The sequence below is a fragment of the Paenibacillus sp. DP01 genome (assembly GCF_044784315.1).
Lineage (GTDB): Bacteria > Bacillota > Bacilli > Paenibacillales > Paenibacillaceae > Paenibacillus > Paenibacillus polymyxa.
In genome coordinates this window covers 1,115,703-1,131,487 of the sequence record NZ_CP173059.1, presented here as the reverse complement: position 1 = coordinate 1,131,487, position 15,785 = coordinate 1,115,703, and the positions used below count along the sequence as shown (strand labels likewise).

Annotated in this window: 1 protein-coding gene; it reads right to left on the bottom strand. The window is 42.7% G+C overall.

From position 1 onward, the window contains the following. Window positions 1–15 precede the first annotated feature (15 nt). Window positions 16–15,765, bottom strand: coding sequence for an amino acid adenylation domain-containing protein (locus ACH59B_RS05020; RefSeq protein ID WP_404303436.1), 15,750 nt, complete (start codon window positions 15,763–15,765; stop codon window positions 16–18). Between the last annotated feature and the right edge of the window lie 20 nt (window positions 15,766–15,785).

Here is a 15,785-nt window from a genome sequence, read left to right as displayed (position 1 = left end):
CGGCTCACCACTTTGCTACAAGTTTAGTTTGTTACTTAAGAGTTGGGACAGGTTCTGAAACTCATCGATTGACAACTTGTCATAGAGAAAATCAGTTGGACTTTGTTCCGTTACTTGTTTGCTGCAGCAATGGTCGATTAGATTCGTCAAATGTTTTTGGAATAAAAATAATAGTTGTTCAATGGTTTGTTGCTGGTATTCTTGCTTGTTATAGTTGCATGTAATAATTAATTGTTCGCTCTCATTAATAATGCAGTTGATATCTAACGCTACAGATCTTTCCGTGAAGGGACTAGCCTCTTCTCCAGAGGAAAATTTAGAAAGTGTAAATACATCTGTATCTAGTTCCGTATCAAAACGCCCCATATAATTAAAGGCAATTTCAGGAGCGGCCTGAAATGCAGTCACACCAGACTCATTCACTTGAGCATAGTTTAATACCCCATACCCAAAGCCCTTGTTCGGTATCCTTCTAAGGCTGTCTTTGATGTTCTTAATCTGATATGAGAGATCATGCGCATTGTCCACTTCCAGTAAAAATGGATACATTGTTGTGAACCAGCCAACAGTTCTGGAAATGTTCATTTCCTGAAACACTTCTTCTCGCCCATGCCCTTCAAGATAGATCAACACACGAGACTGCTGAGTCCATTCTTTGATACTTAATCCAAGAGCAGTGAGCAAAATGTCATTAATTTCAGTATTGTAGGCCTGGTGCACCTGTCTTAACAATTTGCTAGTGTTCTCATTATCAAGTGATACACTTACATTTTCACTATCACGCAACATGTTGGTTTCATAGGAGCTGTCTTTAGGCAACGCTCCGGACTGAGTTTGCTCCAGCTGTGCCCAGTATTCCAGTTCCTGCGCCAGCTCCTCGCTTGTTGCATATTGGCTTATTTCTTGTGCCCATGAGCGGTAAGAATCCGTTTTGTCTGGCAAGTGTAGTGCTGTCCCCTGCTGATATTGCTGATAAAGGGACGTAAAATCTTGTAAAATAATTCTCCACGAAACCCCATCAACTACCAGGTGATGAACCGCAATGAGCAGGTGATCCCCTTCAGCAGTCCGGAATAATCCAAGCTTCATTAAAGGACCGGTGGTGAGATCGAAACTACTTTGAATAGCCGTCGCTTCTTGCTCAATCCATGCTTCTGCTGGTAGACCTTCAGGCAGTGATTTTATCGTCAAGGATAGTGGTTGATTGTTTAGTCCTTCATTGTATTGAACGATGCGATCTTCTCTCTGACAGAATGTCATCCTTAAGGCATCATGATGTTTAACAATGCAGTCAAATGCAGCCATAATCCCTTGCTCATCAAAACCGTCTTCAGAAAATAGCATGACGGACTGATTAAAATGCTGAGGACTTACCTTCTGTAGATGGAAGAATCGCTGCTGTATTGGCGTTAAAGGCAGCTCTCCCTCAATGGCTTCCTGACTAATCTTCCGACGGATCACCTTAACGAATGGGCTCAATTGTCTAATCTGAGGGTACAAAAATAATTCTTTAATGCTTAGCTTGTAGCCATGTGTGTTCAAACGTGAGACGATTTGCAGACCCTTAATAGAGTCTCCTCCCAAATCAAAGAAGTTGTGAGTCGCACTTACGCCTGTTACGGCAAGCACTTCCTCCCATATGTGGGCCAGCAATACTTCAGTCTCACCTGTTGGTTTCACATACTCTACTTCTAAGGCACCGCTCCAGTCAGGTTCAGGTAATGCTTTACGGTTAATCTTTCCGCCTGGTGTTATGGGAATCATGTCAAGCGGAACATACACCGAAGGTATCATGTAATCAGGAAGCTCCTTAGCCAACTGTATTTTGATACGATCCGTATCTACTGGGTTAGCTGATACCACATAAGCGCATAAATAAGAACTTCCCTTATTTTCTTTGACCATCACGACAGTTTCCTGAATATCAGCTATGCCTAAAAGATGATATTCAATTTCACTAAGTTCAATCCTGTACCCGCGAATTTTGACCTGAAAATCGGATCTACCCAGGAATGCAATATTACCGTCAGGCAAGTATTTAGCTAAATCCCCCGTTTTATAGAGCTTTTCATAGCCAGGCATTGAATAAGGATTATCTATAAAGCTGGCCTTCGTTTTGATCGGATCATTCAAATATCCAATCCCAAGTGGTGTACCTGCAATATACATTTCTCCTGTAATTCCTACGGGAACCCTCTTTAGTCCAGAGTCCAATATATAAATCTTGGTATTGGCAATTGGCTTTCCGATAGGAATTCTGTCTTCATCTCCTGTCACTCGATAAGCAACACAGCCAATACTTGCCTCCGTTGGACCATACAGGTTCGTGATTTGAACATGAGGAAAAATGGTTAAAAATGTATGAACTGTCGATGGCGTAATTTCCTCACCACCAAGAATAACTTGTTGAAGAGAATCCAATTGCTTAGTTCGAGTTGAATTTTGATCTAACTGGTTGACAATAGCATTAAATACGGATGGAACGAAGTCTGTAAAAGAAATACGCTCCTGTTCAATAATATTTGTCATGTACGTAGCATCCACTGTCATGCCTGTTTCCGGCAAAACAGTTGTGCCACCGTTCATTAATGGCCAGAACAATTGCCAGACCGCGCTGTCGTATACATGATGAGTCGTCTGGAGAACACTTTGTGCAGCCGATGTTCCAAAATAGTCATTCATCCATAGAAAACGATTGGTGATTCCTTTATGGGCAGCAATAACTCCTTTTGGTTTGCCGGTTGAACCCGAAGTGAAGATGACATAGATTGGTGATTCCATATCTACATCGACTACCGGGTTACTGATAGCGTTACTCCTCTTTTCGACTACAGAGCAGTCTATAGCTAGATACTCTCCAGCATTTATTTCTGAACTGATAGGAGTACTTGAATTGACCAATAGGATAGAACTTCCCAAATCCTGCAAGGCGCTCTGTAAGCGATCAATAGGCCACTCTGTATCAAGAGGCGAAAAAGCAGCCCCTGTTTTCATAACAGCCAGTATGGATACTACCAGTTCCAGGCTCCGTTCCATGAGTATAGGTACATAACTTCCAAGTCCAATTCCTTTAGCCAACAAATCGCCTGCTATCGCATTCGCCTGATCATTTAATTCCTTATAGGTCAGCACCTGATCTTGATAGATAACGGCTCTAGCATCAGGTCTTTTGCCAGCCTGCTCCTCAATATAATGATGTATAGGTCTCGGCTGTGGATAAGCTATATCAGTGCTGTTATAACGCTCCTCTATAGCAGCCGCTTCTGTTGCGCTTAGGAGATTAATATCAGTCAATGCCATATCAGCGTTTTGGACTATTTCCTCTAATACATTTAGGTAATGCTCGACGAGAAGCTCAATGGTTTCTTTTTTATACAGTTTTGTACTGTACTCAAATTCTAGATGAACTCTCCCAGCCTTTTGTTCGGCATTCAGTACAAGATCGAATTTGGAAATCCCCGTTTTGAACGGATATAACTCAAAGTAAAGGTTATCAGCTTGCCACTGCTGTGCATCCGTATTCATAAAGGAGAACATCGTGTCAAATAACGGATTTCGACTCAAGTCTCTCTTGATGGACAGCTTATCAACCAGTTCGGCAAATGAATACGATTGATTTTGCAGAGCTTGTAGCGTGTTTTCTTTTACTTCGTTCAAAAAGGTTTTGAAGCTCTTATGACTAGCCGGATGGTTCCGAATGGCCAGTGTATTAACGAATAACCCTACGATCCCGTTGGTATCTGCATGCGTTCGTCCAGACGTTGGAATACCAATTACGACATCTTCTTGTCCCGCATATTTCCCCAACAGCACATTATAGGCAGCAAATAAGAGCATAAAGAGAGTGCTATCTGTTTGAAGACAAGTGAGGTTCAACTGTTCTACAAGCTTTTCGGACAGCTCAATTTTCACCATATCTCCAACAAAACTCTGCAATTGTGGGCGCTGATAGTCTGTAGGTAGATCTAGAACGGGCAGTTCTCCCTTATATTGCTCAAGCCAATATTGTTCCTGCTTTGCATGAATTTCTGTATTCGATCTGAGCCAAGCAGAGTAATCTTTGTATTGAAGCGGTAAAACGGGCAGTTCTTCTCCCTTGTACAGCTTGTTCCATTCGTTAATAATGGTGTCGATAGAAGTACCGTCGGCTATCAAATGGTGCATATCAATAAGAAGCATACATTTATCCCGATCCATTTGAAGAAGCTCCGCCCGAAATAGTGGGGCTTTACCAACATCAAAAGGCCGTATGAAATTACGAATCAATGTATCTATACCCTTTGTCGTAATATCACCAGCAGCCCGGGCAAAGCCAAGTTCAAAGCTTACCTCTGGTTGTACAAATTGCACCGCTCTATCATCCACATATCCGAACGAGGTCCGAAATGCTTCGTGCCGGGCTACTAATTGTTCAAAGGTACGCTCCACTCTTCTTCGATCTACATGTCCTTCGATCATCAATGCTGCCGACATGTTGTAAGCCACACCCGTCTCATCCAGCGGCAGCACGGCCAACAATCTGGATTGTGCTGGAGAAACCTCATAATAAGCTTCCTCAGTCACTGCCTCAATTCGTCGATAATCTGTTGGCTTGGCAGCAAGTATTTTCTTGGAGAGTGCTTCGATTGTTGGTGCCCCAAATATATCTTGAGTCGAAATTTCGATATGAAAGACCTCGTTGATTTTCGCAGTCAACAGAGTAGCTTTCATCGAGTGCCCACCTATTTCAAAAAAATGATCGTGTATACCAATCGGCGAAATCTCCAGCAGATCCTGCCACATTTCGATCAATAGCTGCTCCGTTTCATTATGGGGCCCAACGTGCTGTAATTCTTTGTTGAGATGACCACCTGGTTCAGGCAATGCACTTTTACTAACTTTACCATTTGCTGTCAGCGGCATCGCATCCAACAAAATTACATGGGCTGGTACCATATAGTGAGGCAGGCTTGACGACAAATAGTCTTTCAAAATATCTACTGTAACTGATTCCCGCAAAACGGCATAAGCGCATAAATACGGATTGTCATCTGTTCCTTTAATCACTACTGCTGCCTCTTTTACCGCTCTGTGAGCCAACAATGTGCTTTCAATTTCACCTGGCTCAATCCGGTAGCCTCTGATTTTAACTTGTTGATCTGCTCGACCAAGATACTCTAGCGTTCCGTCAGGTAACCATCTCGCCAAATCTCCTGTTCTGTAGAGCTTCATATTGTCCAAATAAGGATGCGGGATAAATTTCTGCGCCGTAAGCTCAGGACGATTACGATATTCTCGCGCAATACCTTTACCCCAAATACACAATTCTCCTGGAAGTCCTATTGGTCGCAACTGCAAGTATTGATCCAGAATGAGAACACCCGTATTTGGAATCGGCTTTCCAATACACCCTACTTCTTCAGGCCCCATATCTCGTAACATCGTTGTAACAACGCTATTTTCTGTTGGGCCATATTCATTGAACAATTGAATGCCGGGATGTTTGGCTTGGCTGGCTTCTACCAACCGTTTCGTTGCTTTCTCACCGCCTAACGTTACAACCTTGAGAGACATGGCTTCATCTGGGGCCAGACCCTCTATAACAGACATGTACATGGAAGGAGTACACACGAGATGTGTAATATGACTTGATAAAATTAAGGTCTTCAGAGCCGATAATTCACTCAATTCCTCATTCGTAGGCAGCACCACCGTACTTCCAGACAGCAGCGGAGTAAAAAAGGCACCCACAAAAGCATCAAATGAGCTAGACAGCAATGGCAGGATACGGTCTGTTGCTTCTAGTGCGTATTCATTTATTCTCCAAGATAACGTATTTAATATCGCTCGATGCTCAATACAAACTCCTTTAGGAGTACCGGTTGAGCCCGATGTATAGATCACATATGCCAAATGACTTGAATCCGATTCCCACTTGGAAGACAACTTGCTTTCTGTTTTATACCACTCATCATCGTCCATATTTAGGACTAAGCCTTCATAAGTAGTAGCATTGTAATTAGATGAGTCATTCAACAACAGGAGCGGAGCCCCGCTATCCTCAAGCATAAAGTGAATTCGTTCTTCTGGATAAGAACTGTCGATTGGAAGATAGGCACCACCGGCTTTTAAAATAGCCAACATACCCACGGCCAAATCTAATGAACGGCCCGCCATTAATCCGACTACAGTGTCTGCCCCTACTCCCCGCTTCATTAATGCCCTCGCCAGCTGATTTGATTTCTCGTTCAGCTCTTTATAAGTAATCACATGTCCCTGATGAACTACAGCTACATGATCCGGACTTTTGAGGGCTTGCTCTTCGAATTGCAAGTGCAGCGTTTCTTGTTTCTTCACTATCGATGAAGATGGCGGATCAAAAGTGTTAAAGCCGTGTATTAGCTGTAACTTCTCTTCCTCAGGTAACCATTCCAACTTCCCAATCTCGCTCCAAGGTTGTTCCAAAATGGAGCGTAGTATTTGTATATAGAGACTAGCAAGGCGATCAATCGTTTCTGATCGGAACAATTGGGTACAATAATTGAAGCGTAAGGCCAGACCCTCCTGCCATTCGTCAGCACTTAGTACCAAATCGAATTGGGAAATTCCTGGATTGAATTCACTTGGATGAAATTTTACTCCATTGGCTTCAAGCGAACTCATTTCAAAATTCTGCATGACAAACATCGTATCAAACAAAGGATTGCGTCCTTGGTCACGACGGATATCCAGTCTCTCAATCAATGCTTCAAAAGGATAGTCTTGATAATCCATAGCTCGTAGAGTCGTTTCTTTGACCTCTTGCAAAAATGAATGAAAACTACGCTGAGGAGACGGACGGTTCCGCAAAGCTAACGTGTTGACAAACATCCCCATCATCGTTTCCGTGTCCGGATGCTGACGCCCTGCCACCGCTGTTCCTACAATAATATCTTCCTGACCCGTATACTTTGCGAGCAGTATATTATAAGCCGCAAGCAGGATCATAAAAGCTGTAGTCCCCGTATTTTTGGCAAGCTTCTTTAATTCTTCTGTCATCGCTGAAGTGATGTTATACGACAATACAGCCCCTTCGTAGCTTTGATGTAATGGTCTAGGGAAGTCCGTAGGCATTGCCAGTATAGGTAATTCTCCGTTCAAAACATTTTTCCAATAATGTTCCTGTTCAAACAAACGATTACTGGTATACTGTTCCTTTTGCCATGCAACAAAATCTTTATATTGAATTTGGATCGGAGCTAAAATTTCACTCCGGTACAGTTGTACGAGTTCATTAAGGAAAATGGATAACGAAAGCCCATCTGCAATACTGTGATGCATATCCATGACCAACATATGTTTATTAGCCTCAAAGCGAAACAATTCTGCTCTGAAAAGTGGCCATTGGCGCAGATCAAACGGACGGACAAACAAGCGACTCATCTCGTCTGCATCTTTCTCCAATATTTCTGTGACTTTGATTTCAAAAGTCGGCTCATCATGAATAACTTGTACAATTTCGCCATCCACGATATTAAAAGAAGTACGAAATGATTCATGACGCCGGATCAAATCCAGGCAAGCCTTCTGAAGACGAGGGATATCTAGATCCCCATCAATACGCACCTGACCCGTAATATTGTAGGCTGTACCTATCCCCATATCCTGTAAGACAAACATACGCCTTTGGGCATCTGATACTGCATAATGCGTACATTCTTCGAGCTTTTTAATAGAAACGGCTGTTCCTTGTTTGGCTCCTTCGATCACCTTGGCCAAGGTCGAAACTGTCGGTGAATGGAAAAGTACATTCAAAGGGATTCGTTTGCCAAACTCTTGATGAACTCTGGCAAGCAAGAGAGTCGCCTTCAACGAATCTCCTCCTAGATCAAAGAAATTGTCATCAGATCTAACACGATTTAATCCCAGCACCGTTTCCCAAATTTCTCCTACTTTTCTCTCCGTGCTACTAACTGCCTCAACAGGTTCTTTGGTAACAGCTTGTTTCATAGTAGAAAGCTGCGACAAGTCTACATATCCCTGCGAATTTAAGGGCATGTTTTCAAGCTGTACGATCTGTTGAGGTACCCATTGGTCTTGCAAATGATTTCGCAATTGCTTGCGAAGAATTTCCTCTATTCCATCATCAGGACTCGTAACATAGGCAACCAAATGTGTGTCTGCTCTGCCCTCTATGCTCTGGGCTATCACTTGGCATTCGCTAATTTGTGGAATAGAGGTAATAAATCGTTCAAGCTGTTCAGTATATATGGCATGTCCTTTTATATAGGCTCGCTTCTGAACAGGTCCCAACAATCGCAATTCACCGTTTGCGGTTCGCAAAGCCAGGATTCCTGTCGGTAAATATACTAAATTTTCGGAAGGCGATTCGTTTTCCTGTACTACATGCAATTCCCCGATCGTCCCCACAGGCGCAGGTTGCAGATAATGATCCAGTAAATAGATGGCTCTTGGTGAATCATTGTCCGTAATGTCGCTGGATTCGAGTTCCACATAGTCCCTGTAGTTTTTAGCCCCATATTTCAGTTCATCCTGATTTAAGAGTGAGATATCTACAAAATCCCGTTCCTGCCCATCAGCAATCGTGTTCAGGATGTGCAAAAAGTACTTTGCCCAAATCTGCATTGTTTCTGATGCGGCCAAGCTAGCTTTAATATCAAAATCAAACCAAAGCTCTCCTTCAACCTCCATCACATTGAGAAACATGTCATATTTGGAGTACAGGATCGGTGTCGGTATCAATTCAACATCCAGTCCATGAAAATGAAAATTCTGCATCGGTCGATCCATGTTGAAGATGACATTCATTTCAGGAATCAGTATGTTTTCTATACGCTCAATTAGATCAGCAAAAGAGTAGTTTTGAAGCGGTTCGACTTCCTGTATGACTCGCTTAACTTGTGTCATATACTTAAATAATGATTCTTTGCTGGTAATATGGCTCACAATCGGTAGCATATTAACACAGTTTCCGATCAAATTAACTTGTTCCATTCTAGACTGACCAGAGGTAGGAATACCTACTACTATCGTGGTGTTTCCCGTTAAACGGTGCAGAAATACTTTATATGCTGTCAAAAGTGTGACAAACAGACTGTTACCCGCTTTAATACTAAATTTTTTCAATTTTCTCGTCAGCGTACTGTCTGCCCGAATATTTATTCTTCTTCCACTATACGCTGGTTTCTTCATACCACCGTCCTCTGACGGAATGTCCATGGCGACAGAGACGGAATCCAATGTCTGTGCCCAGTAAGAAACTGCCTCACTCACTCCTGCACGCTCTAGTTCCAACTGTTGCCAAGCTTGAAATTCCCTGAATTTTGGCGGTACAGGCAGCTTGACTATATTTTCACCTTTGCAGAAAGAAGTGTAGACTTGCTCACATTCACGGATAAACACTGCCATTGACCAACCATCCGCAATAATATGATGAAACGTGAATACTACAATATGTTCATCCGGTTTTAAACGTAAAATGTGAGTTCGGAACAATGGTTCTTTGGACGTCAGATCAAACGTCCTTTGCCCCTCTTCCTCAAACCATTGCTTGACCTTTTCTTCATGCTCTGATGGAGGAAATCCTGAGAAATCATTCAGGGAGATGACCACATTCACATTCTCAAGAACATGCTGTTCTTCACCATCGGGGTCAATAACCGTCCGTAGCGACTCATGCCGATTCACAATTGTCTGTACTGAACGTTTTACAGTATCAAGCTGCAGTTGACCCTGCATTCGCAATGCTGCTATCTCGTTGAATGCAGTAGATGAATCACTTCTGGATTGCGTAGCAAACCAAATTTGCTGCTGCTCCTTTGTTAAAGGGAACGATGAGGATTCGAGGGGAACCACATCATTTTTTCGGCTTCCATTTCCATCTGGTGATGGCGTATGGTCAGGTAGGAATCCCCCTTTTCTCAATTCCTCCACACTTTCCTTTACAGCCTGTGTAATTTGTTGAAGGTCTCCATCTGTATGAGAAGTCGATAAAAAGCAATTGCGACCTTCCCATATGTAAATTCCCTTGTCAATCAGCAGATGGAAAAAGAGCTCAATGTCGCCAAACGAAACAAACCGGAATAATGAGCCATAGTTCACCATGTGGATAGGCACACTATTTTGTTTAAAATAAGTATTCAGCTCTGCTACCCATTCGTTGGTTCTTCGGTTCAGTTGTTCCTGAAGATTCGGCCCTTCAGACTTCAAATATTTCAAAGTGGCTAGAGCCGTATGCATGGTCAGCGGATGTGTACAGAAAGTACCACCTACGAACGTTTTAATATTCGTGTTTTCTGGATAGGAGTTATCTCCGAACGACCACACACCTCCATCTACGGTGTCCATAAATTCTGAGCTTCCGGCGACTATGCCAACAGGCATACCTCCGCCCGCCACTTTTCCGTAAGTAACTAAATCAGCTTTAATTCCAAACCAGGCTTGAGCACCTCCTGGATGAATTCTAAATCCTGTGATTACTTCATCAAAAATAAGTGCCGTTCCCGAATGTGCTGTTATTTCGCGAATTTGCTCCAAGAACTCCTTTGGTTGCAAATCCGGTCTTCGACTCTGTACAGGCTCCACCAATACGGCGGCAAGTTCATGTGCATAATGTTTGATAGCTTTTATAGAATCCGGGTGATTATAAGGGAGTACAATTACATCCTCCATCATGCTCGAAGGGATTCCCGGTGCCATGGGCAAAGCCTCTCCCCCGCTTGAGTTCGGATCAGACACGGCAAGTACACCATCGAATGTTCCATGATAAGAACCAGCAAATAGTACTATTTTGGAGCGTCCTGTAGCTGCTCTAGCCAAACGTAAAGCGACCATAACAGCTTCTGACCCCGAATTGTAAAAGGCAACCCGCTCCACTCCTGTTAGCTCGCTAATCAAGGCAGCAACCTCGCCTGCTGTATTCGACATAGGGCCGATCGAAGGCGTACGGTCGTGCACATTGCTCCGTAAAGTATCGGTTAGCCAAGCTGGATTATGACCCAATAAATGAACCCCGAAGCCCATAGTTAAATCAATGTACTCGTTCCCATCCACATCCCATATCCTTGAACCCGAAGCGCTCTCTGAAATGATAGGATATACAATTTCTTTCCAATAGGATCGGAACCCAGACACATGACGATTATTGGCATGAACCAGTCGACTTTCCTGTGTGTATTTCTTGGACCCAAGGGTTCGTTGAGTATATCGTTTAATAAAACGCTGTAAGAAATCATTTTGCCGCGCACTGTATCCACTTTCCTCACCGATCAGTAGAGGTTGATAGGGTACAAAGGGTTTGGATTCAGTAGTTGGATTCACTTTAATTGTAGAAGTGATAGGCACGTCAGTTGCCACAACATGCAGAGATGTAGGCTGAACACTGACTGTGTCTTTGTTTGTGGTTAACGGTGCTGCCTGAATAGTTCCTCCTTGACCGCCACTAAGCATCTCCAGTTGTTTGGTCAACACTTGAGTAAGTCCCAGCTGTTGGTTGTTCAGTAATTCAATTTGTTGAGAGAGTAACTTTTCCAGGCCACCCAACTCGGACGAAGGCTTTGCAGCAACCGTATTTTCCGGATTGACTTCTGTCCGATCATCGACCGTATTTAGAGCATCCGCAGCCGCAACTGATTGGGTGGTATATGTCAAATCTGAAATAAACGTTGTTAGACGATCCAGGTTTGTGACACTTTCAAAAAAGTGGTTCATGGGAACATCCACATTAAATTGTTCTCTAATTTCTTTTTGAACTTGAACTAGCATAATTGAATCCAAGCCCATTTCTAGAAAATGCATCTGCTCATCCAGTTGTTCCACCGTAAAACCAGAAACTTTACTGATTACATCTTTTAATACTTTGGAAATATTTGCTGTGTAGTCGATCTGATCTGTAGCTTGCAGCTCTTTTGGATACGCGGACTCCATACGTCTCTCCTCCCTGCCTACGTTACTTATCTGCACTACTTTTGGAGTAAACCAGCAACGATTTCGTTCAAAAGGGTACAAAGGCAGCGACTGGATTATTTTGATCTCATCCGTATAAAGCGCTTGCCACGGAATAGCCATACCTTTGACATACAGTTCACCCAATTGACGTAGAGCGTGAATATCTGTATGTGCACTTGCTCTGATAGCTGTAATCAATCGACCTACCGTATCATCTTTTTCCCGTTTATGATCAACGCTCTGTTTATGAGAACCTATATACATATCAGGTACATTCTCTTGTTGGTTCCCGGAAGTCCATCGCTCCAACTTGTGTAATAAATCCTCTAAGCTGGAAGTGATAACTGCTAATTTATGTTCCATATGAGCTCTGCCGATATGTGTGGTATAGCACATCTGCTCCAAGGAAACCGCTGGATTTAGGCGTAAATAGTCCACATATTCCTCAACCAAATGATGCAGGCTTCGCTCATTTTTTGCAGAAACCGTAAAAAGATGAACACCATCCGGCGTGTTTACAGATTCCTCATGTGTTCGCGTTTCTATAAACTCCTCCATAACAACATGAGCATTGGTTCCACTGAAACCAAAAGAACTTACTCCGCAGCGAAGTGGGGCATCATTTGAACTTAAATCTGCTACTTCTGTCGTCAAATAAAACGGCGACAATTCAAAATTAATACGGGAGCTAGGTTTCTTAAAATGAACCAACGGAGGATTCTTCCTCGTTTGCAGCATCAGAACTGCTTTAATAAGACTGGATACTCCTGCTGCTTCAAATAAGTGACCAATATTGGGTTTGACCGAACCGATTGCACAAAATTGTTTTTTGTCCGTATATTTTTCAAAAGCTTGTGTCAATCCCGCAATCTCAATAGGGTCCCCCAGTTTAGTTCCCGTTCCATGGGCTTCGATAAATGACAGAGTTTCCGGGTGAATAGCCGCATCATTCCAAGCCGCCTCCACCACTTCTGCCTGTGCGGAAGGACTAGGCGCAGTAATTCCTACCGTTGTACCATCCTGATTCACCGCACTTCCTTTTATTACTGCATAAATACGGTCTCCGTCTTGCAAAGCTTGATCGAGAGGCTTCAACAGAACCGCTGCAACCCCTTCTCCTACACCTGTTCCATCCGCTTCTGCATCAAAGGTACGAGCTCTGTAATTTGGCGATTCCATATCTAGTCCCAGCTTCACTGGTAATAGCATCGTTCGGATTCCTCCGGCAATCGCCATCTTGCAATCCCCTGTCGCTAACGCCTTACAAGCCATATGAATCGCGACAAGTGAAGAGGAGCACGCCGTATCCACTGTTACTGCTGGACCTTTTAAATTAAGAAAGTAAGAAATTCGACTTGCCAGCACTGACGGTAAATTTCCAACAATATACTGGTGAAATTTGTCCGGTTCTCCTTTAGAGAGCATCCGTTCATAATCGTAGCCCACTTTTGAGAAGCCGACGTAAACTCCTACCTTTTGTCCATGAATCCGATCCCCTGCATAACCCCCATCTTCAAGTGCATGCCATGCCGTCTGAAGGAACAATCTCTGATTAGGGTCCATATAGCTAGCTTCCACAGGACTCAGCTTGAAGAACGCATAATCAAATTTATCAATTTCTTCTAAAAAGCCGCCTTCTATAAACTCTTCTGCTCCCTTCCTTTGATCCACAACCGATAAATAATCGATGGCGTCTTGCTTACGTTGAGAGCCTAAGTTCCCGATACAGTCATCGCCTTGGACAATATGATCCCAATACTGTGACACAGATGAAGAACCAGGTAAGTCCAAAGAGAGCCCAATAATAGCCACGTCCTTGCTATGATTGTGATCCGTATCATCCGTAGGAATATGCTGTTGTTCAGAATCAGTAGGGCTCGCTAAAAATTCTGCCAAGTGAGCTATTGAGGGATGATCAAACAAATCGGTAACTGCAAGCTTAATCCCCAGCTGATTTTCAATTTTGTCTGTAATCTGAACCAGTTGTAGGGAATTGGCTCCTAAATCAAAATAGCTGTCTCTCGTATCAACCTCTTGCCTAAGTAATACCTCGCAGCAAATATCGTGAAGTACTTTTTCGATCTCAAACGAAAGTGTAGGCAATTTTTGATTTTTGTTTTCTTGCTCCATAATCCCTTTTAAAACTAATGAAGTCTCCTGATAATGTCCCGCTTCATACTGAGCCGCAAGCTTATACCTCTGCAACTTCCCACTGGTCGTTTTGGGCATTTGCTTAATAGGTATAATATCGTGAACCGCCCATCCTCCATGACGATACAAATGTTTTTTTAATTGAGTTGCAATTGGAGAAAATTTTTCTATCGTCTTTTTGGATACGACAAATACCACAATTTCCTCTGATTCCATCCCATTAACACGAACTCCACACGCCGCCACACGATTAAGTTCGACTCCTTCTACTTCCTCAGCGATACGCTCGATGTCATGAGGGTAAACGTTCTGTCCATTTACAAATATGATATCCTTTGCTCTCCCTGTGACGACTAATTGACCTTCACGGAAGAACCCCAGATCGCCAGTTCTCACCCATCCGTCTAGCGTCAAAAGTTTGGATGTCGAATTCTCGTTGTTATAGTATCCCTTTGTAACATTTTCACCTTTGATTTGTATATGCCCAATAACGCGATCTGCGACTTCCTCATCCTCGTCATTGCATATTCTGATTTCACAATAATCTAACGACTGACCGACTACAACAAATGGCAGAGCATTATGAAAAGTCTTGTCTACCTCCAAGACAGACTCTCCAATGTTTAAGTGCTTACGATCAACATAAACGGTTATATAGTCAGCATCAATTGGCGGGATAGCAACTCCAACCGATGCTTCTGCTAAACCATATGATGCTCGCATACTCGTTCTTTTTAATCCAAAAGGAGCTAATGTCTCAAGAAATGCGTCACATAATTCAGTAGAGATAGGTTCAGCACCATTGATGATGGTACGGATCTTGGACAGATTCCAGTTCATTGCTTTTTCGGGTTTGAAAAATTGCATGAAATACTTATATCCAAAGTTCGGCGAGGATATAATGCTTACTTGATGTTCACTAGCTTTTTTTATCCAAAGTACTGGCTGACGAATGAACAGCGAAGTCGGCATAATGTACTGATTCACTCCAGCAACTAATGGGGTAATATGATTGTAAATTAAACCCATATCATGGGTTAGAGGCATCCACTGCAAGAACGAATCTTGCTCTGTGACGACCGTCCTATTTATAATTCCACTTGTGTTATGAATGAGATTATGATGTGTAAGGATGACTCCCTTAGGATCACCTGTGGAACCGGAGGAAAACTGAATAAATGCTATATCCTCCAATTGAGGGGTGTGTATCTTTGCAAAGGATTGCTTAGGTTGTTCATGGTCTTGAAGAAGTAATTGATGACGATGGCGGATATTTTCGAATAGGTTATTCTGATTGGTTTTCAGGGTATATTTCTCAAGGTCTTTTAATATTTTGGGCTCGATGAGTAAAAAAGGATCGTTAAGAACATCCCAGATTTTAAAAAGCTTCATTCTATGCTCATCATTGTTACCGATGCTGACAGGTACCGGGATCATACCACCAAGAATGCAAGCCCAAAACGCTTTCACAAAATGACGATTATTTTCTATTTGAAATACGATTTCCTGTCCCTGCTTCACTCCTGCATTCTGAAGATTCTCCAGAAACGCTAGAGCTTCCCAATATAAATCTTTATAAGTAAGTGTTGTTTCGTTTTGATCCGACTCAATAAAGGTTATAAATTTATGGTCACTCTTTCCCCGTTCTGTAATAACATCAACCAGGGTTTTGAACCTATTTGTATACATGCTATTCCCCCCGTATATCG

What these genes read in the sequence shown, in the direction of transcription:
- ACH59B_RS05020 (WP_404303436.1), bottom strand. Translation starts at nt 15,765, where the DNA reads ATGTATACAAATAGGTTCAAAACCCTGGTTGATGTTATTACAGAACGG.